General features: G+C 60.1%; 27 protein-coding genes. 12 read left to right on the forward strand and 15 right to left on the reverse strand.

Features of this window, described 5'->3' with window-relative positions:
* Positions 1–5: 5 nt before the first annotated feature.
* The gene (locus ACYQ6M_RS05200; RefSeq protein WP_460072537.1) at positions 6–905 is read right to left on the reverse strand and encodes a LysR substrate-binding domain-containing protein; all 900 of its coding nucleotides are present in this window, start codon (positions 903–905) and stop codon (positions 6–8) included.
* 167 nt (positions 906–1,072) lie between these two features.
* On the opposite strand from ACYQ6M_RS05200, the gene ACYQ6M_RS05205 reads away from it, so the two are divergent.
* The 4 genes from ACYQ6M_RS05205 (at position 1,073) to ACYQ6M_RS05220 (ending at position 4,577) form a co-directional block, all read left to right on the forward strand.
* Positions 1,073–2,203 (forward strand): TauD/TfdA family dioxygenase, encoded by a 1,131-nt coding sequence (locus tag ACYQ6M_RS05205; RefSeq protein ID WP_023000560.1) that lies wholly within the window; start codon positions 1,073–1,075, stop codon positions 2,201–2,203.
* The gene (locus tag ACYQ6M_RS05210; protein ID WP_460072539.1) at positions 2,200–2,970 is read left to right on the forward strand and encodes a class II aldolase/adducin family protein; all 771 of its coding nucleotides are present in this window, start codon (positions 2,200–2,202) and stop codon (positions 2,968–2,970) included. The genes ACYQ6M_RS05205 and ACYQ6M_RS05210 overlap by 4 nt, the downstream gene beginning before the upstream one ends.
* Positions 2,971–3,395: 425 nt before the next feature.
* Positions 3,396–3,989, forward strand: a complete 594-nt coding sequence (locus ACYQ6M_RS05215; protein ID WP_023000562.1) for a DJ-1/PfpI family protein — start codon at positions 3,396–3,398, stop codon at positions 3,987–3,989.
* 237 nt (positions 3,990–4,226) lie between these two features.
* Complete coding sequence (locus ACYQ6M_RS05220; RefSeq protein ID WP_023000563.1) at positions 4,227–4,577, forward strand: ribbon-helix-helix domain-containing protein; 351 nt, start codon at positions 4,227–4,229, stop codon at positions 4,575–4,577.
* 99 nt (positions 4,578–4,676) lie between these two features.
* Here ACYQ6M_RS05220 and mdoH read toward each other — a convergent pair whose 3' ends face one another.
* The 7 genes from mdoH to gatC all read right to left on the reverse strand — a co-directional run bounded on the left by mdoH (position 4,677) and on the right by gatC (position 12,418).
* Positions 4,677–6,431: a glucans biosynthesis glucosyltransferase MdoH gene (mdoH, locus tag ACYQ6M_RS05225; RefSeq protein WP_023000564.1), complete on the reverse strand. Its 1,755-nt coding sequence runs from the start codon at positions 6,429–6,431 to the stop codon at positions 4,677–4,679.
* A gap of 1 nt (position 6,432) precedes the next feature.
* Positions 6,433–6,801, reverse strand: coding sequence for a hypothetical protein (locus tag ACYQ6M_RS05230; RefSeq protein ID WP_023000565.1), 369 nt, complete (start codon positions 6,799–6,801; stop codon positions 6,433–6,435).
* The gene (locus ACYQ6M_RS05235; RefSeq protein ID WP_460072542.1) at positions 6,798–8,390 is read right to left on the reverse strand and encodes an OpgD/OpgG family glucan biosynthesis protein; all 1,593 of its coding nucleotides are present in this window, start codon (positions 8,388–8,390) and stop codon (positions 6,798–6,800) included. Before ACYQ6M_RS05235 ends, ACYQ6M_RS05230 begins: the two co-directional genes overlap by 4 nt.
* Before the next feature lie 199 nt (positions 8,391–8,589).
* Positions 8,590–9,699, reverse strand: a complete 1,110-nt coding sequence (locus ACYQ6M_RS05240) for an NAD(P)/FAD-dependent oxidoreductase (protein ID WP_460072544.1) — start codon at positions 9,697–9,699, stop codon at positions 8,590–8,592.
* 446 nt (positions 9,700–10,145) lie between these two features.
* Positions 10,146–11,630, reverse strand: a complete 1,485-nt coding sequence (gene gatA, locus ACYQ6M_RS05245) for an Asp-tRNA(Asn)/Glu-tRNA(Gln) amidotransferase subunit GatA (protein ID WP_023000568.1) — start codon at positions 11,628–11,630, stop codon at positions 10,146–10,148.
* 12 nt (positions 11,631–11,642) lie between these two features.
* A complete protein-coding gene (locus ACYQ6M_RS05250) occupies positions 11,643–12,116 on the reverse strand; it encodes a GNAT family N-acetyltransferase (protein WP_460072546.1) in 474 nt (157 codons plus the stop codon).
* Between the two features lie 14 nt (positions 12,117–12,130).
* A complete protein-coding gene (gene gatC, locus ACYQ6M_RS05255; RefSeq protein ID WP_023000570.1) occupies positions 12,131–12,418 on the reverse strand; it encodes an Asp-tRNA(Asn)/Glu-tRNA(Gln) amidotransferase subunit GatC in 288 nt (95 codons plus the stop codon).
* A 156-nt stretch (positions 12,419–12,574) separates the two neighbouring features.
* Here gatC and ACYQ6M_RS05260 point away from each other — a divergent pair, with 156 nt between their 5' ends.
* The 5 genes from ACYQ6M_RS05260 (at position 12,575) to ACYQ6M_RS05280 (ending at position 16,019) form a co-directional block, all read left to right on the forward strand.
* Positions 12,575–12,958, forward strand: a complete 384-nt coding sequence (locus ACYQ6M_RS05260) for a darcynin family protein (protein WP_152506053.1) — start codon at positions 12,575–12,577, stop codon at positions 12,956–12,958.
* On the forward strand, positions 12,951–13,559 hold the full coding sequence (locus ACYQ6M_RS05265; RefSeq protein WP_460072549.1) for a TetR-like C-terminal domain-containing protein: 609 nt from the start codon (positions 12,951–12,953) through the stop codon (positions 13,557–13,559). The genes ACYQ6M_RS05260 and ACYQ6M_RS05265 overlap by 8 nt, the downstream gene beginning before the upstream one ends.
* 151 nt (positions 13,560–13,710) lie before the next feature.
* Positions 13,711–14,205, forward strand: coding sequence for a YHS domain-containing (seleno)protein (locus ACYQ6M_RS05270; RefSeq protein WP_031269160.1), 495 nt, complete (start codon positions 13,711–13,713; stop codon positions 14,203–14,205).
* A gap of 233 nt (positions 14,206–14,438) precedes the next feature.
* Entirely contained in the window at positions 14,439–15,236 is a 798-nt protein-coding gene (locus tag ACYQ6M_RS05275) for a siderophore-interacting protein (RefSeq protein ID WP_173017336.1), read from the forward strand.
* A gap of 168 nt (positions 15,237–15,404) precedes the next feature.
* On the forward strand, positions 15,405–16,019 hold the full coding sequence (locus ACYQ6M_RS05280; RefSeq protein WP_460072551.1) for an MliC family protein: 615 nt from the start codon (positions 15,405–15,407) through the stop codon (positions 16,017–16,019).
* A gap of 74 nt (positions 16,020–16,093) precedes the next feature.
* Here ACYQ6M_RS05280 and ACYQ6M_RS05285 read toward each other — a convergent pair whose 3' ends face one another.
* Positions 16,094–17,110, reverse strand: a complete 1,017-nt coding sequence (locus ACYQ6M_RS05285; RefSeq protein ID WP_228872285.1) for a 1-aminocyclopropane-1-carboxylate deaminase — start codon at positions 17,108–17,110, stop codon at positions 16,094–16,096.
* A 157-nt stretch (positions 17,111–17,267) separates the two neighbouring features.
* On the opposite strand from ACYQ6M_RS05285, the gene ACYQ6M_RS05290 reads away from it, so the two are divergent.
* From ACYQ6M_RS05290 to ACYQ6M_RS05300, 3 genes are all read left to right on the forward strand, one after another.
* On the forward strand, positions 17,268–17,732 hold the full coding sequence (locus tag ACYQ6M_RS05290) for an Lrp/AsnC family transcriptional regulator (RefSeq protein WP_075283526.1): 465 nt from the start codon (positions 17,268–17,270) through the stop codon (positions 17,730–17,732).
* Positions 17,733–17,944: 212 nt separating this feature from the next.
* Positions 17,945–19,159, forward strand: a complete 1,215-nt coding sequence (locus tag ACYQ6M_RS05295) for a GTP-binding protein (RefSeq protein ID WP_460072553.1) — start codon at positions 17,945–17,947, stop codon at positions 19,157–19,159.
* Positions 19,156–19,788 carry a DUF1826 domain-containing protein gene (locus tag ACYQ6M_RS05300; RefSeq protein ID WP_460072555.1) on the forward strand — a complete coding sequence of 211 codons (633 nt, stop codon included), beginning with the start codon at positions 19,156–19,158 and terminating at the stop codon, positions 19,786–19,788. Before ACYQ6M_RS05295 ends, ACYQ6M_RS05300 begins: the two co-directional genes overlap by 4 nt.
* 24 nt (positions 19,789–19,812) lie before the next feature.
* Here the strand turns inward: ACYQ6M_RS05300 and ACYQ6M_RS05305 are convergent, their stop codons facing one another.
* The 6 genes from ACYQ6M_RS05305 to ACYQ6M_RS05330 all read right to left on the reverse strand — a co-directional run bounded on the left by ACYQ6M_RS05305 (position 19,813) and on the right by ACYQ6M_RS05330 (position 24,678).
* Complete coding sequence (locus ACYQ6M_RS05305; RefSeq protein ID WP_460072557.1) at positions 19,813–20,355, reverse strand: NADPH-dependent FMN reductase; 543 nt, start codon at positions 20,353–20,355, stop codon at positions 19,813–19,815.
* Positions 20,356–20,444: 89 nt separating this feature from the next.
* Complete coding sequence (locus ACYQ6M_RS05310) at positions 20,445–21,068, reverse strand: LysE family translocator (protein WP_023000581.1); 624 nt, start codon at positions 21,066–21,068, stop codon at positions 20,445–20,447.
* Positions 21,069–21,113: 45 nt separating this feature from the next.
* On the reverse strand, positions 21,114–21,698 hold the full coding sequence (locus ACYQ6M_RS05315) for an HD domain-containing protein (RefSeq protein ID WP_077292395.1): 585 nt from the start codon (positions 21,696–21,698) through the stop codon (positions 21,114–21,116).
* Entirely contained in the window at positions 21,698–22,447 is a 750-nt protein-coding gene (locus ACYQ6M_RS05320) for a pyridoxine 5'-phosphate synthase (RefSeq protein ID WP_460072559.1), read from the reverse strand. The genes ACYQ6M_RS05315 and ACYQ6M_RS05320 overlap by 1 nt, the downstream gene beginning before the upstream one ends.
* A 118-nt stretch (positions 22,448–22,565) precedes the next feature.
* Positions 22,566–24,245 (reverse strand): DUF4166 domain-containing protein, encoded by a 1,680-nt coding sequence (locus ACYQ6M_RS05325; RefSeq protein ID WP_460072561.1) that lies wholly within the window; start codon positions 24,243–24,245, stop codon positions 22,566–22,568.
* Positions 24,238–24,678, reverse strand: coding sequence for a thiol-disulfide oxidoreductase DCC family protein (locus ACYQ6M_RS05330; RefSeq protein ID WP_460072562.1), 441 nt, complete (start codon positions 24,676–24,678; stop codon positions 24,238–24,240). The genes ACYQ6M_RS05325 and ACYQ6M_RS05330 overlap by 8 nt, the downstream gene beginning before the upstream one ends.
* Positions 24,679–24,884: the final 206 nt, after the last annotated feature.

Consider the following 24,884-nt stretch of genomic DNA (forward strand, 5'->3'; position numbering starts at 1 on the left):
ATTCCCTAGAGCTGTGGCCGCGCGGCAGCCCTCAACCAGTCAACGACAATGGCGGCCGTTTCCCGGTTCCGGCTGCGGTGCGACAGCACGGCATGATAGGCGTTGTTTGGCTGCAGCGGCGGCAGGCCGGCAGGGACCAGCAGGCCGTTTTGTACGTGGTCACCGGTGATTGAGCGCCAGCCGAGCATGACCCCGTGGCCCGACAAGGCCGCCTGGGTGGCCTGGACATAGTTGGAAAACCGGAGGCCTTTGGCCGAACCGGCAGCCTTTTGCCCCGTGCGGGCTAGATACTCCTGCCAGGAAATCCAGCGGCGATCGCTGGTGTCCACATGGATCAGAAAGGCTGACCCCAGGCTGCCGCCATCGGCGCGGATACGCTCGGCAAGGGAAGGGGCGCACACGGGCTCAACCAGCTCGCGGAACATTTGTTCGACCGTGCCGTCGTCCCAGCGGCCGTCCCCATAGCGCATGGCGATATCGGTCCCCTGGCCAAGCCGGGGGACCTCCTGCTGCGTGGTGTGAACGTTCACCGGGATTTCCGGGTGGTCCAGATAAAACGCCTCAAGCCGGGGCATGAGCCAGTAGGTGGCGAAGCCGACGGTGCAGGCAACAGTGACAGAGGCGCTGGCGGGATCGGCAAGTGTCTGGATGTCGTTCAGGGCTTCGCTCAGCCGTTCGCGGTTTTCGATCACCGCTTTCAGCAGGATCTCGCCAGCGGCAGTGAGGCCGGCCGGCCTTGTGCTGCGATCGATCAGGGCGGTGCCGACGTGTTCTTCCAACTGTCGCAAGGACTGGCTGATCGCCGACATGGATACATTCAATTCGCCCGCCGCCGCCTTGGTGCCTCCCGCGCGTTGAACCGTCTCGAAGACGGTGAGCAGCCTGAGCGGGGGGAAGCGGAGCATTTGTCTGTCCAAGTTAAGTGAATGCTTAAGTTAAGTTTCGATTTTATCACCTTTCCAAATCGCCAGTGCAAGAGCAACTTCACAGAAAGTAACTGGAACGCAGCGCTTTGCAGTGACTTGTGTGAAGTGTCTGCAAGGCTGATGAGCTAAACTTAAGGACGGATCTGATGCTTGGAACTGGTGATGCGGGTGTGTTGCTGCAGGAAAAAGGACTCGATGTGCCGCTGAGCAACGGGCAAACCGCCTATTTCAATTACTACTGGCTGCGCGACAATTGCCCGAGTTCCTTCGACCCGGAAACCCGCGAACGCGTCAACGACATCTTTGCCCTGGACGAAGCGCCAAAAGCAGCCTCCGCCGCCATCGTGGGAGGCGATCTGGAAATCGCCTGGGCCGGCACAAACGACGTCTCCCGACTGCCGCTGTCCCTGCTCAACGCCTATTCCAATGGCGAAAAGCGCCCCGATATCGCCAACCTTCAAAGAGTGCCCTGGTACGCTGACCACTATCCGAAGATGGCCCGTTTTTCCTATGACGAGGTTACCAACGACACCGCGCGTCGGCGCGACTGGGCCAAGGCGATGCTGACGGATGGTGTCGCGCTTTTGACCGGCTTGCCGGATACGGATGAAGCGCTCACCGATACGGCCGGCCTGATCGGTTATGTGCGTCCGAGCTACTTCGGCCTGACGTTTGAAGTAAAAACCCACATCAAGCCGACCAACCTTGCCTTCACTGCCAAGGCCCTGCCGCTTCACACGGACTTGCCGGACGAAGATCTTGCGCCGGGCGTGCAGTTCCTGCATTGCCGGGCCAATTCGGTCGAGGGCGGCAACAGCATCTTTGTGGACGGACTGGCTGTCGCCGAAGACTTCCGCAAGGCCTATCCGGAAGACTTCGAACTTCTGATCACCGTGGATGTGCCCTATTTCTGCGAGCATGACACGTTCGACATGCGGTCCCGCCAGCGGGTGATCGAGCTGGATGAGCACGGCAATATTTCGGGTGTCACGATCAGCCAGCACCATGCCGATATCTTCGATATGCCGCAGCATGAACTCGACCGTTACTACCCGGCCTTCTGCCGCTTCGGACGGATGATGCGGGACGACAAATACCTGATGCGGTTCCGTCTGAATGCGGGCGAATGTATTGTCTTCGACAATCACCGCATCGTGCACGGTCGGGCTGCCTATTCGGCAACCAGCGGCAATCGGCACCTGCGTGGCTGCTATACCGACAGGGGCGAGCTGCGCTCCACCTACCGGATCCTGTCCGGGGAAGGACGTTTCAAATGAGTGTCGTTACGGATGTACGCTTCGGGGCTGACCCGGACCGGCAAAGCGAACAGGCCCTGCGGGAAGACCTCGCAGCTGCCTTTCGTCTGGCGGTTAAATTCGGCTGGAGCGAATCCGTCGGCAATCATTTCAGCGCCGCGGTTTCCGAAGATGGTTCGAAATTCCTGATGAACCCCAAATGGCGACATTTCGGGGAAATCAGGGCCAGCGACCTGTTGTTGCTCGATGCCAATGATGACACCGTGATGGCGGGTGAAAATGCCCCGGACCCATCCGCCTGGTGCATCCACGGCACGGTTCACCGGGAAAATCCCAAGGCGCGGGTGCTGTTCCACTGTCACCCGCCCAATGCGACCGCGCTGGCGACGCTGCAGGATCCGTCGATGAAACCGATCGACCTGAACACCGCCCGTTTCTTCGGCAAGGTTGCGGTTGATCTCGGCTTCGGCGGCATGGCTGACGAGGCGGAGGAGGGCAGGCGGATTGCCGAAACACTCGGCGATAAGCCGGTTCTTGTAATGGGCAATCACGGGGTGTCGATTTCCGCCGTCACTGTCGCTGAAGCCTTCGAGCATCTCTATTTCTTCGAACGGGCTGCTGAAACGCTATTGAAAGCTTATGGGACCGGTCAGCCGCTGGCTATTATGTCGGACAACCTGGCCGCCAAGACGGCTGCCGAATGGGAGCCCTATGTCGGCATGGGCTATGCCCATTTCGACTATTGGAAGCGTGATCTTGACCGGAACGAGCCGGATTACCGCGACTGAGATCCGTCGATGCCGACTTGCCTTCGCCTCTCCGATGCGGGGAGGCGAAATGCATTTGGGCAAAGCATGGCAATCCTTCTTGGTGTCGCCCCGGACAAACGCAGCGCAGATCCGGGGCCTTTTCGCAAGGCTCATAGCGGCATCGCGTGAGCTGGAAACCAGATGTCAGTGCGCGCTTCAGCGAGCTTCTGATCATTGATCATCATTCAATCTTGAGCAGGAGCGGCTTTGCCGAAAAACATGTCTGCGTTCGGATCAGCGTTCGGCTTCCGCCTCACTTGTCTTGAATGACGGGCGGGCAAATGTTCCCGCAATAAACCGCCAAAACTGCAGAAATCTCACCTGTAGTAGCGACCTAATACCCGTTCAAACCCGCGGACTGCTAGCCTTTCTCCATCGCAATTTGCCAAGCTGGAGGACAGAGCATGAGCGCGAAGAAGATCCTGATGATCACGGGTGATTTCACCGAAGATTATGAGACCATGGTGCCGTTTCAGACGTTGCTTGCCATGGGTTACACGGTCGATGCGGTATGCCCCGGCAAGAAGGCCGGTGAAACGGTCGCTACCTGTATCCACGATTTCGAAGGCGACCAGACCTATTCGGAAAAGCGCGGCCATAACTTCACGCTGAACGCGACCTTCGCCGATGTCGACGTTGCCGGTTACGATGCCCTGGTAATCCCGGGTGGACGGGCTCCGGAATATCTGCGTCTTGATGCGGCTGTCATCGATGCCGTGAAGCATTTCATGGACGCGGCCAAGCCCGTTGCCGCAATCTGTCACGGCGCGCAGATCCTGACTGCTGCCAAGGTGATCGAGGGCCGCACCGTTTCGGCTTATCCGGCCTGCCGTCCGGAAGTGGAGCTTGCAGGCGCCACTTATGCCGAGATCGCAATCGACGGCGCCGTGACCGACGGCAACCTTGTTACCGCCCCTGCATGGCCGGCGCATCCGGCATGGCTGTCGCAGTTCCATGCGGTTCTGAGCGGTGCAGCCGAGGGTTCCCTGGCTGCCTGAGGCAAACGGTGCGGGCCAACAAATTGCCCGCACCATCAGCTCCGTTTGCCTGGTCCGAGAAAACGCAAGAGTGGTGCTCCGAAGGGGGCGCGACAAGTCCCGGGCCCGCCACTTACACGCTACCTGACCTCTTTCCCGCACGCGGGAAGCGGACTAGGCTGAGTTCAAATAACGGGCGTTGATATACCAAGACAGCTCCGCGATTTCAGCTCGCCAGTCCGTCACGAAGGAAACATCATGTGCAAGCTCTTCATCGAGGCAGATTCCACGCTTTGGGAAAGCACGACAAAGTCGCTGCGCATTGACGGCATGGTGACATCGGTGCGGCTGGAAACCTTCTTCTGGAAGGTTCTGGACGAGATCGCCGGACGGGACGGCATGAATGTGGTGCAACTGATTACCAAGCTTCACCACGAGAGCATCGACGCGGGGCATGATCTCGGAAATTTCACAAGCTTCCTGCGCGTTTGCTGCGGCCGGTACCTGGCCTTGCAGCTGTCTGGCGATGTGCCGACCGACAAGCGCCTGCCCATCGCGGGCCTGGATGCGGACGGCATTCTGGAAGCCGAAACCGGCCGTATTCATTGAGACATGCGCTGAAATGAGTTCAGGAGCTCTCCCTGGTCATCCCGGCCGAGCACCACGCTGCCGGGATGACTGATCCTGTGCTGGTGACACAGCACCTTGTCAGGCAGCCGCTTCTTGCGAAAGCGCCAGACGCATGTCTTCGGCGACCGCAACCGGGCCTGCCTCGGTCGGGACCTGGAAGAGCCCCAGTTTCTTCGTGACCTTGCCCAGCAGCACAGATGCCGTCATCCAGACCAGGAGCGGAGCGACAACCAGTGGCAGGGCAACAGGCAGCAGCCAGTAGAACATCTCCGGCGCATAGGTGTGCGAGAAGGCGATTGCGCCGGCGCCTGCAATGCTCATCCACCAGGTGGCGGAAAACGCCGCGGTGATCGGCAGCGAACCGTCGTCCCGATCGGCTGTCGGCCAGCCGCTGTCGGCGCCGGTCAGTACCTGAAACACCGAGCGGCAGTGAAACATCATGTGGATCGGCGCAAGGATCGAGGTCAGCAGGATTTCTAGGAGAAAGCTGATCAGAAGCCGCACCGGACCGCCGAAGTCCGCCGAGTTGCCGCCAAAGAGCGCCCGGGCAACAAGCAGCAACTTGGGCAGGATCAACAAAGCCACCAGACCAAACAGCAGGGCGAGCGCCGTGGTCGTTTCCGGATGCGGAAAGACCGGGAATGGCGAATGACCGTCGAAGTAGACCGGGGGCGGAGCAACCAGCGGAGCGGCAAGGCTTGCCAGCAGGAAGATGCACCAGATCGGCGAGGCCAGGTAGGCAAAGACGCCTTGCAGGATCGAAATCCGGCTCCAGAAGCGGAAGCGTGGGGCCGCCAGAATGCGGCTGTGCTGCAGGTTGCCCTGGCACCAGCGCCGGTCACGCTTGGCGTAGTCGACCATGTTGGCGGGGGCTTCCTCGTAGGAGCCCGTCAGGTCCGGGTCGAGACGTACCTTCCAGCCGTCGCGCGCCAGGAGCGCAGCTTCAACGGTATCGTGGCTGAGGATGTGACCACCAAAGGGCGGTTTGCCGGTAAGCGGAGCCATGCCACAGGCAGCTGCAAATGCACGGGTGCGGATCAGCGCATTGTGTCCCCAGAAGGTGCCTTCCTCGCCCTGAACGGCGGCAAGGCCGCGCGCGAAGTAAGGCCCGTAGAGACCGGTCGCGAACTGCAGGAGGCGTCCGAACAGGGTGGAAAGCCCGATGATCTGCGGCAGCGACTGCAGCAGCCCCAGGCGCGGATCTGCTTCCATGCGCCGGACCATTTCCAGGATAGTCTTGCCATCCATCAGGCTGTCGGCATCAAGCACCAGCATGTAGTCGTAGGCACCGCCCGATGTCGTCAGGAAGTCGGCAATGTTGCCTGCCTTGCGGCCAATGTTCTGTTCGCGCCGCCGATAGAACAGGCGGCCGCCGGCGTTCTGGCGAACAAGCAGTCGCTCATAGGCACGCTGTTCTTCCTCGCCGACATCCGCCTTGGTGGTGTCGGACAGGACGAAAAAATCAAACCGGTCCGCCGCGGGCAGGGCGGCAACCGATTTCATGATGGCCTCCAGCCGGGCGAACACCGGACCGGTTGCTTCGTTGTAGATCGGCAGCAGAACGGCGGTGCGACCTTCGGGCAGAGCTTCTGCGGTTGCCCTTTCCTCAGGCGGAAACAGGATGCCGAAGAGAGCGATACATCCGCCCCAGGCCAGCCAGAAGCTTGCTACCGCCATCAGCGCGATGCGGACGATGTCCAGCCAGTCGAAACCGTCCGACTGGACAACAATGGCAAACATGTACGAAGCACCCGTGGTCAGGCACAGGGCGATCACTGCCATAGCCAGCCGCCGGAAGGCCGTCGACCAGGCTTCGGAGCTGGCCTTCTTCATGTCAGCGGTCCTTGGCTGGAACCGGAACGCGCTTCAACTGCGGAGCAAGCGGCTGCACAGCCCGTTGCCACAGGGCGACAAGCGGGGCAAAGCGCACGGCCAGTGGCGGGTTGAGGTCGTGATGGGGCATTTCCAGCCCGTGACGGGGTGCAGGCACGGGCAATGTCCTGATGAAGGCAGCCCGGTCTTGCGGCGTGCCGCTAAAATGGTCGATACCACGGCGCGTGGCGGCAGAACCGGACAGAACGGACAAGAGGACGTCGTCGCCAAGGTCGGGCCGCTTCAGGACAGTCCTGATTTCTTCAAGCAGCTTACTGTCGGCAAAAAGGGTCGGACTGGTCGTCTGATCGATACTCACATGCGATGTCATCTGTTCCCACTCCACTGATACATCCAGGTTTCCGTTACATCGGTGCCGTCGAGTTGCAGGGCGAGAATGAACTCGACCGGTATTTCCTCGTCGTCCCGTGCGATATCGAGCACGGCACGCCAGCTGCCGCTTTCCAGCCGCTGGACGAACTGATGCTCCACATTGCCGTTCTGCAGGGTCAGTCTCGGTGTCAGAGGAGCTTCCGCACCCATGTCACCCAGATTTCCGCCGGCAAATTCCACGACGAACTTGCGCAGTTTCGGGTCCGGATCCGAGGCAGCCGCGCCACCATGCCCTGTGCTGGTCGCGATTACCTGTGCCAGCTCGGTTCCCGGTTCCGGTTCCCGGCCCCAGATCATCCGATAGGCAAAGCGATGTTCGGAGCCTGCCTTGGCGCCATTTTCCGGCACCCAGCAAGCAACGAGGTTGTCGTAGATCTCTTTTTCGGCCGGGATTTCCGCCAGCATGACCTGGCCGTTGCCCCAGTCGTTGATCGGCTCGATCCACAGCGACGGGCGGCGCTGATACTTGGCTTCCGTGTCCTGGTAATGATCGAAATTCCGGTCCCGCTGCAACAGGCCAAAGCCTGCCGGGTTCTCCTCGTTGAAGAAGGACAGGGCAAGCTTTTCCGGATTGCGGGCCGGCCGCCACAGACGCTGGCCATTCTGGCGCAGGATCAGGAGACCGTCATTGTCATGAACTTCCGGGCGATAGTCGTCGAAGTTGGTGCGGTCGTTCTCGCCGAACAGATACATCGAAGTCAGTGGCGCAATTCCGAGGCGTTCGACATCGTCGCGCAGGAAAATGTGCGCATCCACTTCCACAACCGTGTTGATGCCCGGCTTGATCGTGAACTGGTAGGCACCGGCAACGCGCTCGCTTTCCAGTTCGGCATAGAGCCGCATTTCGGCAGCGCCGTCCGTCGGCCGCTCCAGATAGAACTTCGTGAAACGCGGAAACTCTTCCGGTCCGGCGATGGCCGTATCGATCGCAAGTCCGCGTGCGGACAGGCCGTAGACGTTGCCCTTGCCGAGCGCGCGGAAATAGCTTGCTCCCAGGAACACCACCAACTCGTCGAAATATTCCGGAGTGTTCAGCGGATGGTGCAGGCGGAAGCCGGCGATGCCCGGCAGATCCACATCCTTGAATTTTTCCGGATCCAGCGGCTCGCGATACTCAAAGTCCGCGCCGGTGAAGTGCAGTTCGCTGATATTGCTGTCGACGATCTCATAAAGTTCCACCGGCTCCTTGTAGAGCCAGCCCGGGTGGAACGCCTGAAGCTGATAGTTGCTGCCGGTGTCCTTCCAGACGGACTTTTCGGGATTGAACCGGATTGCACGATGCTGGTCATAATCGAGGTTGGCGAGGATTTCGGGAAGAGCCGGTACATCGGGCGCAAATGCGTTCCCGGCCTTTTCTTTCATGCGCTCGACGAGCGCGGAAAAGTTAAACTCTTCGCCTGCCGCAAAGGCTCCGCCTGTTTGTGCAGGTGCGGTATTCTCTGCTGCGAGTGCAGTGCGGATGTCCGCGCCTGCCAGAGCACCGGCCGCCAGGGCCGTTGCCGATAAAAACGTGCGCCGATTGATCACGACGATTGGCCACCTTGTTGAAATTAAAGTGTTCTTTTTGGTTCACTTTTGAATGAGCACGCGCACTGCAGCAATTTTATGGAGAAAACCGGTCCAAAAAATGGCATTCCTGTGCAATGCAACATCGTACGCTTGTTCGTTCGACTTTCAAACGTCCAAACAGCAGGTTGGTTTCATATTTTTTTGAAAAAAGTTCCGCTCAGAGGCCGATTGTAACCAGCTGGGTGACGTAACTTCCGATTGCCATGGCCGATGTGAGGCCGGGGGATTCGATTCCGTAGAGCGTGACCAGGCCCGCAAGGCCATGATCTGACGGCCCGTCAATTCGGAAATCGGCCGCGGGTTCACCCGGACCGGCGATCTTGGGCCGGATGCCGGAGTAGTCGGGCAGGAGTGCATCGTCCGGCAGGCCGGGCCAGTAGCTGCGGATGGCGGCATAGAACCTGTCGCCCCGGGCGGGATCCACCCTGTAGTCGGCAACCTCCACCCATTCGACATCCGGACCGAAGCGTGCCTGGTGCTGCAGGTCGAGTGTCAGGTGAACACCGAGCCCGCCGGGTTCCGGCACGGGGTAGATGAGCTTGGAAAAAGGAGCCTTGCCCTGAAGCTTGAAATAACTGCCTTTTGCGAGGTAGGCGGCCGGTGGATTGGCACCCTCAAGCCCGGCAGCCAGGGCAGGTGCGCCGTGGCCTGCGGACAGGATCAACTCCTTGCAGGTGAGGGCATAGGTTTCCGTTCCCTCCGTTTCCGCATGCACCCGGTAACCGCCATCAGCCAGGCGCTCGAGGCGCGCAACTCTCGTGTTCAGCACAACCTGACCGCCGTTAGCCTCGAGCTCTCCCTGGAGAGCCAGCATGAAACCGTGACTGTCGACGATGCCTGTGGAAGGGGAATGCAGTGCGCCGGTGCAGGCAAGCTCCGGTTCGGCTTCGTTCAGGCTGTCCTGGTCCAGGAATACGAGATCTGTAACGCCGTTTTCCGCCGCTTTGCGACGGATTGACTGCAGTTGCTCCAACTGATCGTTATTGGACGCAACGATCAGTTTTCCAATCTGCTCGAAACCGACGCCATTCTCGGCACAAAACCGGTAAAGCCGTTCTTTGCCCTCCACACAAAACCGAGCCTTCAGGCTGCCCGTGGGATAGTAGATGCCCGCGTGGATGACTTCCGAATTGCGGGCGCTGGTTTCCGATCCGATCAGGCCATGCTGTTCCAGCACCATGACCTCGCGACCGGTGAGCGCCAGCTCACGTGCAATCGCAAGTCCAACGGCACCGGCACCGATAACGAGGGTTTCAATGTCATGCATGGTGTTGCCGGCAATCCTGGTCGCGCGTTCTTTTCCCTGTCAGCCCGTCATGCCACGGCTTGCTCCAGACGTCGATGCTGGAATTGCGGATGGAAACACAGGCCTGGGAGTAAAATCAACGAACGTCGGCTCTGCCTTGGATTGAAACCCATAATCCACGCTCCGTTGTTGCCGGGCTCGACCCGGAAATCCGTGCAGTTCGTATGAGAAGCCGCAAGCATCAGCGAATAATGATGAAAGGGTACGGCACAAATGCCACGGTTGAGCCATGGCATGACGGTGGAGGGATGTTTGCTCCAACCCAGTTCACGCCAGGAACATGCTCTTGAGGGGACTGCCGGCACAAGGCGGCGGCGATTTCATGGTCAGGCTGTGACGGACCGGAGAAAATCAGGTGTGCAGCCCCGGGCCGATGAAAGGTCCGGGGCGCATATCAACAAACGGGATCAGCTCCACCAGGCTTCCGGTGAGAACGAGCCGGCGGCATCTTCGATGACCTGACCGACCTGGAACAGGGTGCTTTCCTCAAAGGGTTTGCCGATCAGCTGAAGACCGAGCGGCAGGCCATTGTTGTCGAGGCCGGCCGGAACGGAAATGCCCGGAAGACCGGCCATGTTCACGGTCACGGTAAAGATGTCGTTGAGGTACATTTTCACCGGGTCGGAATGAAGGTCCTGGTCGGCAACGCCGAAGGCTGCCGAAGGGGTTGCCGGGGTCAGGATTGCGTCGACGCCGTTTTCCCAGGCCAGGTCGAAGTCGCGCTTGATGAGAGTGCGAACCTTCTGGGCCTTCAGGTAGTAGGCATCGTAGTAACCGGCGGACAGCACATAGGTGCCGATCAGGATACGGCGCTTGACCTCTTCCCCGAAGCCTGCTGCACGGGTGTTCTCGTACATCTCGACGATGTCCTTGCCCGGAACGCGAAGGCCGTAGCGCACACCGTCGTAACGGGCGAGGTTCGAGGAAGCTTCCGCCGGTGCCACGATGTAGTAGGCCGGCAGGGCGTATTTGGTGTGGGGCATCGCAATGTCGACGATTTCCGCACCGGCATCCTTCAGCCAGTCGATACCCTTCTGCCAGAGCGCTTCGATGTCGGCAGGCATGCCGTCCAGACGGTATTCCGCCGGAATGCCGATCTTGAGGCCCTTCACGGATTTGCCGATGGCCGCTTCATAGTCCGGCACAGGCAGATCGACCGAGGTGGTGTCCTTGGCGTCGACGGAGGCCATGGATTTCAGCATGATCGCGCTGTCCCGAACGGTGTGAGCAATCGGGCCGGCCTGGTCGAGCGAGGAAGCAAAGGCAACAACGCCCCAGCGGGAACAACGGCCATAGGTCGGCTTGATGCCGACAGTGCCGGTGAACGCGGCCGGCTGACGGATGGAGCCGCCGGTGTCGGTTGCGGTGGCGCCCATGCACATGCGGGCGGCAACGGCGGCGGCAGAACCACCGGAAGACCCGCCTGGGACGAGATCCTGGTTCGAGTTCTTCTTCCGCCACGGGTTGATCACCGGGCCGTAATAAGAGGTTTCGTTGGAGGAGCCCATGGCGAACTCGTCCATGTTCAGCTTGCCGAGCATGACCGCGCCGTCGGCCCACAGGTTGGACGTAACGGTGGATTCATAAGCGGGTTTGAAGCCGTCCAGAATGTGGCTGCAGGCCTGGGTGTGTACGCCCTGGGTGGCGAAAAGGTCCTTGATCCCAAGCGGGATGCCTTCCAGCGCACCGCCTTCGCCCTTGGCAAGCTTGGCGTCGGATGCCTTTGCCATGTCGCGCGCCTTGTCGGTGGTCACGGTGACATAGGCATTCAGCTTTTCATTGGCGGCTTCGATGTTCTTGATGAAGGCATCGGTCAGTTCCAGGGACGTGTAGTCCTTGTTTTTCAGGCCTTCGCGGGCCTCGGCAATGGTCAGTTTGGTCAGATCGGTCATGGATTTGAACTCTCAGGCGGCCGCCAGCGGCCGGGAATAGAAGATGGAATAGGGACTGTCGGGATAATCGAGCACCGGTCCGCAGCGGCTGAAGCCGGCTCGTTCATAGATGCGCCAGGCTGCCGGGTGTTTGTCGCCGGTTTCCAGAACGAGCATGGAAATGCCCTCCCGGGTTGCCAGCTCAATGATCCGGTCCAGAATGCGGCTTCCCAGGCCGAGGCCCTGAAAGGTCGGTCTGGTGTACATGCGCTTGACCTCGGCAATGCCGTCAGCGTGCCGGTGCAGGGCACCGCAGGCAGCTGCCTTGCCGTCAATCCGTGCAACGAAGACAGTCGTTGCCTCGCCGGACATCTCTTCAGCCGTCATGTGGTAGCAGGCCTCGGGCGGGCTAAGTGTCAGCAGCAGGTCGTTCAGCTCGGCAATCATCTCACCCATGTCGGCAGACAAGGACGTTTCGACGGCAATAGCTGGAACGGGTGCGATCATCCGGGTTGGTCCGCTTATTCGACGACTTTCGGCACCATGAAGAAATGATCTTCGGAGGCCGGTGCGTTCAGGGTGATGTCGGCAGCCTTGTTGCCGTCGGTCACGCCGTCGGCGCGCTTTTTCATGGTCTGTTCAACCACGGACGTCAGCGGTTCGACGCCGGAAATATCGACTTCGTCCAGTTGCTCGACAAAGCCGAGAATAGCGTTCAACTCGCCAGTCATGCGGGTCGCGTCTTCTTCGCTCACCTTGATGCGCGCCAGCCGGGCAACGCGTTTCACCGTATCGGTATCAACAGACATGTGTTCCTCGTCGTTACTGGTGCCTGAAGCGGAAATCCGCTCATGGCTTGCGCTCTTCTTGCGGCGGCCGCGCGGGGAAGGCAAGAGCGCAGGCTTGCCTTGCGGGAGAAATCGGAATAAATCGGTACCAATGGGAACCGAAATAGGGATTCGCGCGTGATCCAGTCTTGCGAAACGATCCGGCCATTGCCGATGGCGGCCATCGTCTATCTGGCTTTCGAACCAGCCTGGCTGGCGCTCAGCCGCCAGGAAAGAGGCGAGATTGCCGGCCAGATCGGCACAATCCTGGCGCGTCATCCAGAGGTTGCCTTCGAATGGTTCGACGCCGATGCCCTGGCAGGCGGGTATTCGGATTTTGCGATCTGCCGGTTTTCCGACATGCGCGCCTATCATCACTTGTGGGAGGAACTGCGCGACACGGTGATCTTCTCAAAACCCTATGCGCGGATCGTCAATGTGACGACCGGCATCGAGAATGGCTTTCAGGACTACGAGGCAAATCTTCAAAGTGCTGCGGTTGCGGAGGCTGGAGATGCCTGAGGAAGGCGCTGCCGGCCGGCCGCGGGAGGGCCGGGTCAGCAAGGCGCTTCTGGAGGCCACGCTGATTGAGCTTGCCGAAAACGGCTACGAAAAGACGACGATTGCCGCCATTGCGGCGCGAGCGCGCACCAGCAAGCAGGCGGTCTACCGGCGCTATGCGGACAAGGGGGCGCTGATTGCGGCGTCTGTCGAAGCAGCTCTTGCCAGCGTGAACCCGGCACCGCCTCAGCGGGGCAGCGTTGCGGAGGATCTGCGGCAGTGTCTGTCGAACACCGTTGCGGCCTTGCAGGATACCGCGTTGGGCGCGGCGGTTCGGGCACTGGTTCCCTATCGAAGCAGGCCGGACCTTGCCGGCGTCCTCGATGAGGCGGAGACTGCCAGACGTCTGGTCCTGCGGCAGATCTTCATCGCGACCCCGTTCGAAGCTGACATGGAAGCGCGGATCGACCTGCTTCTCGGCCTCATCTATTTCCGCCTGCTGATCCGCAATATCAGGATCGAGACGAGGGACATAGAAACGGCCATCTATCTGGTGCTGGGGCTGGTGGCACCGCGCCAACCCGTACCACGCCCGGACCTGCCGGGCCTCCCCGGATTGTGAAGCCAGCCGCCATCACGATTTTCTCGCTCGCCGTTAGCGGCTCTGTGATCAAGGGTGATTGGCCAAATTCTGCGGCAGAAGACATGTTTTTTTCCGCGTGGAGCGTTAGGCTTCACCTGAACACGCCATTCACACCCCAATGGAGACGCACATGCCGCTCTATACGTCCAAATCCGTTCTGCTGGGACTGACCGCGCTCTTCTCCGCTGCTGCCTTTACCGCTTCCGCTGATGAGATCACCACTTTCACCAAAGGCGGGGCTGCAATCGGCGGCACCGATCCGGTTGCCTATTTCACGGACGGCAAGCCTGTTGCCGGCTCCGATGAATTCACCGCAGAATATGACGATGTGACCTGGAAGTTCTCTTCCGCGGAAAACCGTGACAAGTTCGTTGCCGACCCGGCGAAATATGCCCCTCAATACGGTGGCTTTTGTGCCTTCGGTGCCGCCATGGGTTTCAAGGTGCCGGTGGTGCCGGAAGCCTGGTCGATCGTCGACGGCAAGCTTTACCTGAACAACTCCCTGAAGGTGCAGGAGCGGTTCGAGGAAGATGTGCCGGGATATATCCGCAAGGCGACCCTCAATTGGGACATCATCAAGGAGAAGAACCCTGGCGATCTGAAAGAGCCGATCATCCGCGACTGATCTGCAGAGTGTTTTCCCGGCCTGAGCCCGTCAATCGGCGGGCTCAGGCTTTTTTCCGGAATAACATGATCCGCGCACGCGCCATCCAGGCTAGGTGCAGCGCATACTTCGCTCGGAACCGCGCAGGTCCCTTCTGCAAGGTGCCGTTACACTTTTCCGAAAGGCAGATCTTTAAATCGACGATCGTCGATGTTAAATCTTGAGATTATAACTCAAGATTTATGAGGTCCTCCTTGGCCACTCCTGCGAAACGACAGCCCAGATTTCTAACCGTCAAGTCGACGCACTACCTCAGTCCAAATCTTATCCGTGTCACCTTTGCCGGCCCGGAGTTGCAGGGTTTTCCCGAAGGGCACGAGGGCGCGAACTGCAAGTTGCTGTTGCCGCGCGACGGCGAAAGCCGCGAAGCCTTCGAAGCGCATTATGCGCCGGACGGGCCTTCCGAACGCGTCCATCCGGTTCGCACCTATACCGTCCGTTCTTTCCGCCGGGATACGCTGGAACTCGATATCGACTTTGTTGCTCACGGCGACGAAGGGCCTGCAACGCGCTGGGCACAGCGGGCGGCAGAAGGAGATTTCCTGGGTTTTCTCGGCCCAAGCCAGCCGAAAATCACCGAGTTTCATGCCGACTGGTATTTGCTGGCCGCAGACCTTTCGGCAATGCCGGTGGTCGAAGCGACGCTGGAGGCTATGCCGCGCGAGGCAAGGGGTCTTGTCCTGTTCGAAGTTCCGTCAGAAGACGACAAGCGCGAGATTGCAGCACCAGAAGGCGTGGAAATCAGATGGCTGGTCCAGGATAACCCGCATCTGCCTTCAACCGCGCAGGTTGACCTCGTAAAATCTCTGGAATGGCCTGCGGGAACAATCCAGACCTGCATTGCAGGTGAAAGCTCCGTCATTCGGGCTCTTCGGGATCATCTTCACAACGAACGGAAAGTGCCGAAGGCGGACACCTACATTTCCGGCTACTGGAAAATCGGACTTGTCGAGGACGAGCATCAGCAGCTCAAACGGGCGGAAGCCGCCTGAGGCCTCTTGCTGGAACATCGCACTTCTCGCCGGTTGGGCTCGCTCCAACCGGGTGGATGCAGAAGGCCGGTCTGACCGTGTGGTCGAATATCTGCCGGCGACCCAAATCTTGCCATCAACCTGAGATCCGTTAGATCTGTTGTTACAGGTCTTTCGGGAGGCATTCTCATGCGTGGTTTTGCAGTTGGTCTTGGGCTCGTTGTTGCCGGGTTCGCCTTTGTGCCGGCGGCTTGGGCAGCCGGCCCGGCCTTCGATTGTGCGAAGGCGGAAAGTTCGGCCGAAAAGCTGGTCTGTTCGAATGATGATCTGGGAACACTGGACCAGAAACTGGCTGATATCTATGAAGGTGCGGTTGGCGTCGTGAAGTCGCTTGATGCGGGCGCCGAAGAGGAACTCAACACGCTGAAGGCCTATCAGCGCGGCTGGGTGAAAGGGCGCGACGAATGCTGGAAGAGTGACGACGAACTCTCCTGCGTCCGCTCGGCCTATGAACGCCGGATCGCGGAACTGACAGCGCGCTATCAACTGATCAAGGGACAGGCCCCGGTCTTTTACACCTGCAACGAAAACCCGGCAGACGAGATTGTGGCGACCTTCTTCGATACCGAGCCACCGTCTGCACGGTTGGAGCGCGGTGACACGACGGAGATCGTGGTGCAGGGTCCGAGCGGATCCGGCGCGCGTTACGAAGGCGATTTCGGCATTCTTTTCTGGATCAAGGGAGACGAGGCCATGGTGGACTGGCCTCAGGGCACGTCTTTCGATTGCAAGGTGCAAAGCTGACAGGCCTTTGACCGCCTGTCAGACCGCAGGAAAAAGTCGGCCGTTGCGATAAGGCAGCGGCCGCCTGCTCATAATCAGCCGTCCTTGTAATAGTAGCTATAGCCATTGAGGGCGGGGGCGCCGCCGAGGTGCGCATAGAGCACCTTCGATCCGGCGGGAATTTTGCCCTTCTTGACCAGGTCGATCATGCCTTGCATCGATTTGCCCTCATAGACCGGGTCGGTGATCATTGCCTCGGTCTTGGCGGCAAGCCGGATGGCGTCGTTTGTCTCTTCAGAGGGAACACCATAAGCCGGGTAGGCGTAGTCGGGATTGATTACGATCTCGTCGTCCCGGACCGCGCGGCCAAGTTCCACAAGGGAGGCCGTGTTGTCGACGATCTGGCGGACCTGCGCACGGGTCTGGTCAAGGGTGCCGGAGGCGTCGATGCCGATTACGCGGTCCGCCCGGTTCTGGTCGGCGAAGCCCACGATCATTCCGGCCTGGGTGGAGCCGGTGACCACGCAGACGATGATGTAGTCGAAGGTGAAACCGAGCTCTTCTTCCTGCTGCCTCACTTCCTCGGCAAAGCGCACGTAACCAAGGCCGCCGTATTTGTGGACGGATGCCCCGGCAGGAATGCCGTAAGGCGTGCCACCCGCATCGCGCACGGACTGCATTGCGTCTTCCCAGCTCTGGCGAATGCCGATGTCGAAGCCGTCGTCGACCAGACGGGAATCCGCCCCCATCAGACGCGTCAGCAGAATGTTGCCGACCCGGTCGTAGACCGCATCGTAGTGCGGTACCCATTTTTCCTGCACCACAACGCATTTCATGCCGATCTTGGCGGCGGTGGCTGCAACCATGCGGGTGTGGTTGGACTGCACACCGCCGATGGAAACGAGCGTGTCCGCGCCGGAAGCGATCGCGTCGGGTACGATATATTCCAGTTTCCGCAGCTTGTTGCCGCCAAAGGCAAGGCCGGAGTTGCAGTCGTCCCGCTTTGCATAAATGTCCACCTTACCGCCAAGCGCTTCGGAAAGCCGGGGTAGAGGTTCGATCGGCGTTGGGCCGAAGGTGAGGGGATAGCGTTCAAACTTGCTGAGGTTCATGGAGCACACCGGATTGATTGTTGACCCTTTGAGCCTTGCAGAAAATTTCAGAAAGGTGCTTTCAAAGTTTGGCATATTTTTTCTGTCAATGAGATACTGAGATGGGTATGAATTCCTCAATCATCGAATTTTTTTCAAAAAACTGAAAGATTCTTCCATGGCTGGTGAGCTCGACCGGATTGATCGCAAAATTCTCAAGCTGCTGCAGGAAGATGGCCGCCTCAGCAACGCTGAACTTGCCGGTCTGGTAAATGTCAGCCCGGCCACCTGTCACAGGCGGACGCAGCGGCTGTTCGACGAGGGTTTCATTCAGGGCGTGCGCGCGCATATCGATCCGCAAAAGGTCGACAGATCTGCCCTTGTGATCGTGGGCGTGGTGCTGGACCGGTCGACCCCGCAAAGTTTTGCCGAGTTTGAAGAAGTGGTTCGCAAGGCGGACTTTGTTCTCGATTGCCACCTGGTGGCGGGCGACTTCGATTACTTCCTGAAGATCCGCACACGGGACATGGCGGACTTCAACAAGCTGCACGGCGAAAAGCTGATTGCGTTGCCGGGTGTGCGGCAGACCCGCACGTTTTTTGTCATGAAGGAAGTGACGGACAACGCGCCGCTGCCTTTCTGAAACAGTTCGGGTTCCCTGGCCGGCCGGTCGCCGGCCTCGCAAACCGGACGACTGATGAGCGCCCCGGATCTGCTGCCTGAAATTCCCTTCCATTGTCCTGCCGCCAGTTAGCCTCGGTCGCCCTGGCTCAAAAAACGGTTGCCTTGGTCACCGGCAATAAAGTACAGACTTGATATGTAATAACATAACATATCAAACTTGCTGGAGGCCTTATGTCCGATCGACGCCTGCCTGTAACCGTTCTGTCCGGGTTCCTTGGAGCGGGAAAAACCACCTTGCTCAATCGCATCCTCAACAACCGTTCCGGGTTGAAGGTGGCTGTAATCGTCAACGACATGTCGGAGGTGAATATCGACGCAGACCTGGTGCGGGCTGGCGGTGCGGAGCTGAGCAAGACCGAGGAAACCCTTGTCGAGATGTCCAATGGCTGCATCTGCTGCACCTTGCGCGACGATCTGCTGAACGAGGTTCGCCGCCTGGCTGGCGAAGGGCGGTTCGACTACCTGCTCATTGAATCAACGGGGATATCCGAACCGTTGCCGGTGGCAGCGACTTTCGAATTCCGAGACGAAGCCGGCGACAGCCTTGCCGATGTGGCAAGGCTCGACACGATGGTGACGGTGGTCGATGCGGTCAATCTGCTGAAGGATTACTCCAGCCATGATTTCCTGAGCGATCGGGGCGAGGTGCTGGGCGAGGAGGACGAACGCACGCTGGTGCATCTCCTGACGGACCAGATAGAGTTTGCCGATGTGGTGGTTCTCAACAAGGTGGGTGCCGCGTCGGCCGGACAGGTGGATGCTGCCCGCAAGATCATCCGCAGTCTCAACGCGGATGCGAAGATTATCGAGACCGACTACTCGGAAGTCTCGCCTTCCGACATCCTGAACACGGGGCTCTTCAATTTTGAAAAGGCTCATGAACACCCGATGTGGGCCAAGGAGCTTTACGGCTTTGCCGACCACATTCCTGAAACCGAGGAATATGGTGTTGCCTCCTACGTCTACCGTGCACGGCGGCCTTTCGAACCGGAAAAGATCCATGAGCTGCTCAACGGGCAGTTACCGGGCGTGATCCGCGCCAAGGGCCATTTCTGGATCGGCAGCCGGCCGCAGTGGGTGATCGAGTTCTCGTTGGCCGGGGCGCTCTCCAGCATCAGTCCGCTTGGCACCTGGTGGGCGTCGGTGCCGCAGGAGCGTTGGCCGGATGACGACCGCGCCCGGGCCTATGCGAAGTCGCTCTGGGTCGAGCCGTTTGGCGACCGGCGGCAGGAAATTGTCTTCATCGGTGCGGGCATCGACTGGCCACTTCTGAAAAGTCGGCTCGACGCGTGCCTGATCGGCGAAAACGCGGGGAACGATCTTTCGGCCTTTGCGCAACTGCCGGATCCCTTTCCAACCTTCCGCCATGCGGACCGCGCAGCATGACAGCGCTGGAACCGAAGGTGGTCTCCCTTTCGAACGGGCCTGCCGCACGGGATGTGATTATCGGCCGGGATCCGGACATTCTCGCCGACATTCGCGATCCGGGCATCGCCGCCGCTATCTGGCGTCGAACGCCGGATCCCGAATTTCAGAGGTGGGTGAATGCCTTGCCGAAAGACAACCTGCCGGACCTGCGCACGGTGGTGCCTGTGCATCTGGCAGAGGCGGCTGTCCGGGCGGCTTGCGAGAGCCATGGACTTCCTGCGTGTCGGGAGAGGGACATGCTGGCAAGTGATGTCGGGGCACTTGCCCTGATGCTGGCAAAGACGCTGACAGTGCGTCTGCTGCGATTGCGGCTGGATGTTTCGGAAGACGTCATGTGTCCGAAGTTCCACCTGGACAATGTTCGCGCCCGGTTGTTGTGCACCTATCGCGGGGCGGGCACGGAATATGTTCCGGAAAATGTGGCCGAGGAGCCTGGCCGCATCCGTCAGGTGCCGCCTGGGGGCGTTGCCGTTTTTCGCGGCCGGCAATGGTCTTGTGGCGAAAGAACCGCTCTCTTGCACCGGTCTCCGGCCGCAACCCCGGCAAGTGGACCGCGGCTTCTTCTGGTGATCGATCCGGCAGACTAGGCGGGCTGCATTTCCGAAAGGGCCTCAGCCACGCTCTCGGGTTAGCCAGGTTTGATATCGGTCCAGGTGTCGCGTGACGATTGCGGCAAGGGAGACATCCGTACAGATCATCTCAGGGGTGATGGCATTGCTGGTTAGACCAAGCGAAAATCCGGCTTCGCTGACGATTTCGGCGGACATGGTTCGGAGGATCTCTTCCAGCTGAACCGGGGCAAAGGCGTGGCGGGAGGTGACGTGGGCAAGCGCGACCGGCTTGCCCGGAAACTTCTGACAGCCAACCATCCAGTCGAGAGTGTTTTTGAAGCTGCCGGGCAGTGCATGCATGTATTCCGGCACGGCGAACAGCAGCCCGTCGGCGCGCGCAACCTGTTCGCGCAGGTCGATGACGATTTCCGGCAGGTGGTCGGTAATATCCAGATCCGGCATGAAATGCGGCAGATCGCCGATGCGGTCATAGCGGTTGAGAACGAGCCCGTTGGGCGCCAGTCGTTCTGCTGCGCTCAGCAGGGCCAGATTGGACGATGCGGCACGAAGACTGCCGCAAAATGTAAGGATCCTGAAGGGCAAGGGACTGATCCGGTTGAAGGAGGCTAGGGGCGAGCCTATCGGATTCGCCCCGTATCGTGATCCCCCAACGACCGACCAGTTTGCGCCTTTTACCGGCTGGCAGCCGCCAGTGCTGCACCAAAGCCGACAAAGAGCGTGCCTGTGATCCGGCGTACCCACAGCATGCGCTTTGCAGACGTCAGGAAGCGGCGCATGTGGCCACCTGCGTAGGCAATTGCGGCATGGTTGGCGAAACACAATGCGGCATAGGTGAAGGACAGTACCGAGATCTCCGTGAGATCGATGCCGTCGGCGCGCATGAATTGCGGGAACAGCGCGGTGATGACCAGAATCGCCTTCGGATTGGTGACGGAAACGAGCAGCGCTTCCAGGAACAGCTTTCTGGGGCTTTTGCGGGCAATCAGGACACCATCTTCCACGTGAAAGGCAGACTTGTCGCGCCAGATCTTGAGGCCGATGAATATGAGATAGGCGGCACCAATGACCTTCAGCACCGTGAAGGCCACGGCGGAGGCTGCCATCAGGGCGCCGAAGCCGAGGGCGACCGCGTATCCCAGGATTACCAGTCCCGTGGCATTGCCTGCCGCGGAAGCGAGGGTCGCGTTACGGCCGAACCGGAGCGTGTTGGAAATGGCCAGCATGACTGCGGGACCGGGACTGACGGCAGGCAGGAGCGAGACGGCAATAAAGACGAGCCAAAGATCTATCGGCATTTCGGTTCTCGAGAAAAGGCTGCGGGGTGCAGCCGGAAGGATGTTTCAGGGCAGCAGCCGGCCGTCGCGTACGGCCTTGTTCAGCAGGTCCTGGGCAAAATCCCAAAGACCCGGGAAGGGAGACAGGCGGGATTCCTTCGTCAGCTTCAACGCTTCGGCGGAAATGGGTTCATGGGTCGGATCGTCCAGGCCGGATGCAAAGACCAGCACCATCGGATGCAGCGCGTCCATCGCGTTGGCGAATTTGGCTTCCGGTGTTTCGTTGGCTTCAAACTCCAGCCAAAGAGCCTTGAAATCCAGGCCCTGCGATGAGGGAAGCAGGGCGAACAGTCGGCTTGCGGCTGCCTGTTCCAGATCCTTGATGCCGGCCCGATTGTCGTCAGTGACCCAGTGGTCGCCTGCGTCGATCTCGACCAGGTCGTGAACGGCGAGCAGTTTGACGACGTGGTTGATGTCGGTGCCGGCAGGGGCGTGCTCGGCAAGTGTCAGCGTCTGCAGGATCACGTGCCAGCAGTGCTCGGCCGTGGTCTCGCGCCGGGCGCCGCCCGTGAGCTGGTTCAGCCGGACGACTTCCTTCAGCTTGTCGGTTTCCAGAAGAAACGCGACCTGCTTCTCCAAAGTGTCGTTCATCAGATCTCGCCCATGGCCCGGCGGAAGCGGGCAACGCTTTCGGCAAAGCCATGGATCAGCGCATCGGCGGTAAAGCCGTGGCCGATCGACATTTCCCGAATGAAGGGCGCGCGCGCCATCAGGGCAGGAATGTTTTCGACGGTCAGATCATGCCCGGCATTGACGCCGAGCCCGCAGGCCTGGGCGGCTTCCGCCGTGGCGACAATCATGTCGAGTTCCTTTTCGGCGCGTGCCGGGTCGTCGTAGCAGGCACCATAAGGGCCGGTGTAGATCTCGATACGTTCCGCCCCGAGCCTGGCAGCGTGTTCGGGGGCAACCGGGTCCGGATCGCAGAAGAGCGAGACCGTGACCGCCCACTCCTTGGCGGCGGCAATCGCCGTTTCCAGCGTGCCGGTGTCTTTCGAAAAGTCCCAGCCATGGTCCGAGGTGGACTGCTGAGGGTCGTCCGGCACGAACAGGACCTGTTCGGGGCGAGCTTCCTCCACCAGCTTCATGAAATCGGGGGCTGGATAGCCTTCCAGGCACAGTTCCTTGTTCGGGAACCGGTCCTCGATCAGCTCGGACAGCTCGAACACGTCCGTCTTGCGGATATGGCGTTCGTCCGGACGAGGATGCACGGTGATGCCCTTGGCGCCGGCTTCCATCGCGACGGCCGCAAGGCCAGTCACGCTCGGCCAGGGCAGATCCCGGCGATTTCGCAACATGGCGATGGCGTTGACATTGACGGAAAGGCGCGAAACGGCAGGCATGATTGAAAGTCCGGTGAAAACGGTTCTGATCTGGCTTTAAGAGACTGGGTCAGGTTCGCAAGATTGTGTCAAAAGCCGTTGAAGTCAAACGAGGAATTGTCACTAGAGACAATGTTTTTCAGTGTTGGTGGGGCTTCAGCCACCCTTGATATCGCACGAGCCGCCCGAGACCGGGCAGGGAGATCTCGACGTCGAAGCGGAAGATGCCATCCGGTGCCGTCTCGGCTGTTTCGCTGATCGGCAACAACCAGCGCGGCAAGGGAATGCCAAACAGCTTGCCACTGCGAACGGGATAGGCGAGCGCATCGCCTTTCAGGTTCAGGTGAATGTTGAACGTTGTTGGTCCGAAACGCTCCTGAACCACGCCGGACCCCGGTGCTCCTGACAGGCTGAGCACGGAGCGGAAAGTCTTGCCGCCGAAATTGCGCTGCCAGATTTCCTTGTCGCCCTGCCGATCGATTGTCACTTTCACCGGAGTTGCATCTGCTTCGGGCGGAAAGCCGACGATACGGCACAGCAACTGGCCGAGCCGTGAGGTGCCGCGCGTGACCTTTGCCTCACCGATCCATTGCCGGTGGTCAAACACTGTGTGAAGGGAGCGGATCTCTTCAGGCAAAGCTTTGAAGGTGCTGCTGCCGAGTGCCTGCTGGAACAAGACCGGTTCAGCCTGCTTTGCAGTGAAGGTGCGGACGTTCAGATGAGCGGTGGCCTCCTCGACGTCTGCCAGCTTGAATTCACCAAGGCTTGGCCGCGCTCCGGCTGGAACAACACCTTCGACAAGGTGCTTGCACAAGATAGCGCCCGGGACTGCCGGGATATGCGGCCCGTCGCCGGCTTCCGCAATCAGTGTCCAGCTGGCGGACAACGGCTGGCCGTCCTTGCCAAGCCCGGCAAGCTGGACTTCCATGCCGCCGCGGTCGGACCCGAACCGTTCGAACCAGCCCGCGACAGTACGAAGGAGTGGAGCGGCAGCTTGCAGTGACCTGACAAGGCGAAGACGCACCAGCCAGGAAAGAGCCCAGAGACCCAGATGAAGGAGGGAGAGTTCAAGTCCTGCCCGGAACAGCACTGTTCGGGCGTTGTAGACCTTGGGAAAGAGTGTCAGATCCGGCGCGCCGATGAAACTCGACCAGCGCTTTGAAAGACCGCTGCTGCCTTCAGGGCCGATCCGGCGCCGGGAGAGACCGGACCAGCCGATGACCTTTGTCCATCCGCCATCGCGGTAGACGGAAACGGGCTTGCCGGACTGGGTCAGGATCGCTTCGATGACGGAGAGGCCACGAGGTGCACGATTACCCGGCAGGATGGAGCTTTCGATCAGGTCGACCTGTGAGAACTCATCCCGAAGAGCTTCGACCGCAACCGAAGAGAGAGCCGGTACGCTGGAAACGCCTGAAAGCACGGTCAGTCCGCGCAAGCGTGCCTGCTCGTCGAGCGCGGTAATACCGCTGGTAAACCCGGCATCGTCGGAAAGATCCAGATAATGGCTGCCGGCTGCAAGCGCGGCTTCCGCAACAGCGTAGGGGGCTTGCCGGTAGGCCTGAAACGGACCGGCGGCGTCGACGGTGACGAAAGGCCGAAGGGCGAGAAGGGCAGCAGCGAAATCAGGTGCCGTCCGATCCAGAAAGGCGGCAGTGCCGCCATGCCGGCGACAGAAGGCTTCAACCTTTCGCTGGCTGCGGCCTGCGACGATGACCTCCAGATGCTCGTGTCTCAGCAGCGCCTCGGCCAGCTTTCCGCCGAAAACGCCATAGCCGCCGAGAACGACGATCGGCTTCCTTCGGGAAAGTTCAGTCAAGGAGCCGTTCCTTCAGCGCAGCCGACGGCAGGGGACAGGTTCGTCTGCCGAGACGATAGCGGTTTCGGGCAATCCTGTCATAAGTCCAGTCCGCGAGCCTGCGCGGCAGAAGATCCAGTACCGTGAGCGCCTTCCAGGGCCAGCCGAGACTTTTCATGGCTGCGGTGAAGGACGCCATTTTGGTGTAGGCTCGGCCGCGGCAGATAACGATGTTGGTTTCCATCTTCTGCGGGTCGAGCCTGTGGTGCCGGTAGAGTGCCTGACCGATGTCCGAGTGGGCGTCGACAAAGCGAAAGCCTGCTGTCCGGTCGTGCCTGGCGACGAACCGGGCAAAGCCGGAACACAGAACGCAAATGCCATCAAAGACGATCAGGTTGTCGGGAAGATGCGCAAGGGCAGGCGGGGCCGGTTTGACGTTGCGTCTGGTTTCCATCGTCTTGGGGCTTTCGCGGGCAATGACAGGTTTCCGCCTCTCATGTAGGGTTGCAACGCAGGGTTCGGCGAGCCCGCACAAGGTCGCAGTACAGTATTACGACTAGGTTTTCAGGTTCCGCCGTTTCCTCTAAGACTGGCCGCAAGGGGCCCGATTCTTAAGCTTGTTCCGGACTGAAACCGATTTCGGTGTCGATCCGAACGAGA

Source organism: Roseibium sp. ROS1, assembly GCF_054658215.1.

Bases quoted from the DNA above. Each gene is read 5' to 3' on its own strand.
- ACYQ6M_RS05290 (WP_075283526.1), top strand. From the start codon at position 17,268: ATGGCTGGTGAGCTCGACCGGATTGATCGCAAAATTCTCAAGCTGCTG.
- ACYQ6M_RS05200 (WP_460072537.1), bottom strand. From the start codon at position 905: ATGCTCCGCTTCCCCCCGCTCAGGCTGCTCACCGTCTTCGAGACGGTT.
- ACYQ6M_RS05240 (WP_460072544.1), bottom strand. From the start codon at position 9,699: ATGCATGACATTGAAACCCTCGTTATCGGTGCCGGTGCCGTTGGACTT.
- gatC (WP_023000570.1), bottom strand. From the start codon at position 12,418: ATGTCTGTTGATACCGATACGGTGAAACGCGTTGCCCGGCTGGCGCGC.
- ACYQ6M_RS05330 (WP_460072562.1), bottom strand. From the start codon at position 24,678: ATGGAAACCAGACGCAACGTCAAACCGGCCCCGCCTGCCCTTGCGCAT.
- ACYQ6M_RS05295 (WP_460072553.1), top strand. From the start codon at position 17,945: ATGTCCGATCGACGCCTGCCTGTAACCGTTCTGTCCGGGTTCCTTGGA.
- ACYQ6M_RS05310 (WP_023000581.1), bottom strand. From the start codon at position 21,068: ATGCCGATAGATCTTTGGCTCGTCTTTATTGCCGTCTCGCTCCTGCCT.
- ACYQ6M_RS05285 (WP_228872285.1), bottom strand. From the start codon at position 17,110: ATGAACCTCAGCAAGTTTGAACGCTATCCCCTCACCTTCGGCCCAACG.
- ACYQ6M_RS05210 (WP_460072539.1), top strand. From the start codon at position 2,200: ATGAGTGTCGTTACGGATGTACGCTTCGGGGCTGACCCGGACCGGCAA.
- ACYQ6M_RS05230 (WP_023000565.1), bottom strand. From the start codon at position 6,801: ATGACATCGCATGTGAGTATCGATCAGACGACCAGTCCGACCCTTTTT.
- ACYQ6M_RS05300 (WP_460072555.1), top strand. From the start codon at position 19,156: ATGACAGCGCTGGAACCGAAGGTGGTCTCCCTTTCGAACGGGCCTGCC.
- mdoH (WP_023000564.1), bottom strand. From the start codon at position 6,431: ATGAAGAAGGCCAGCTCCGAAGCCTGGTCGACGGCCTTCCGGCGGCTG.
- ACYQ6M_RS05250 (WP_460072546.1), bottom strand. From the start codon at position 12,116: ATGATCGCACCCGTTCCAGCTATTGCCGTCGAAACGTCCTTGTCTGCC.
- ACYQ6M_RS05265 (WP_460072549.1), top strand. From the start codon at position 12,951: ATGCCTGAGGAAGGCGCTGCCGGCCGGCCGCGGGAGGGCCGGGTCAGC.
- ACYQ6M_RS05205 (WP_023000560.1), top strand. From the start codon at position 1,073: ATGCTTGGAACTGGTGATGCGGGTGTGTTGCTGCAGGAAAAAGGACTC.
- ACYQ6M_RS05280 (WP_460072551.1), top strand. From the start codon at position 15,405: ATGCGTGGTTTTGCAGTTGGTCTTGGGCTCGTTGTTGCCGGGTTCGCC.
- ACYQ6M_RS05270 (WP_031269160.1), top strand. From the start codon at position 13,711: ATGCCGCTCTATACGTCCAAATCCGTTCTGCTGGGACTGACCGCGCTC.
- ACYQ6M_RS05320 (WP_460072559.1), bottom strand. From the start codon at position 22,447: ATGCCTGCCGTTTCGCGCCTTTCCGTCAATGTCAACGCCATCGCCATG.
- ACYQ6M_RS05220 (WP_023000563.1), top strand. From the start codon at position 4,227: ATGTGCAAGCTCTTCATCGAGGCAGATTCCACGCTTTGGGAAAGCACG.
- ACYQ6M_RS05215 (WP_023000562.1), top strand. From the start codon at position 3,396: ATGAGCGCGAAGAAGATCCTGATGATCACGGGTGATTTCACCGAAGAT.
- gatA (WP_023000568.1), bottom strand. From the start codon at position 11,630: ATGACCGATCTGACCAAACTGACCATTGCCGAGGCCCGCGAAGGCCTG.
- ACYQ6M_RS05315 (WP_077292395.1), bottom strand. From the start codon at position 21,698: ATGAACGACACTTTGGAGAAGCAGGTCGCGTTTCTTCTGGAAACCGAC.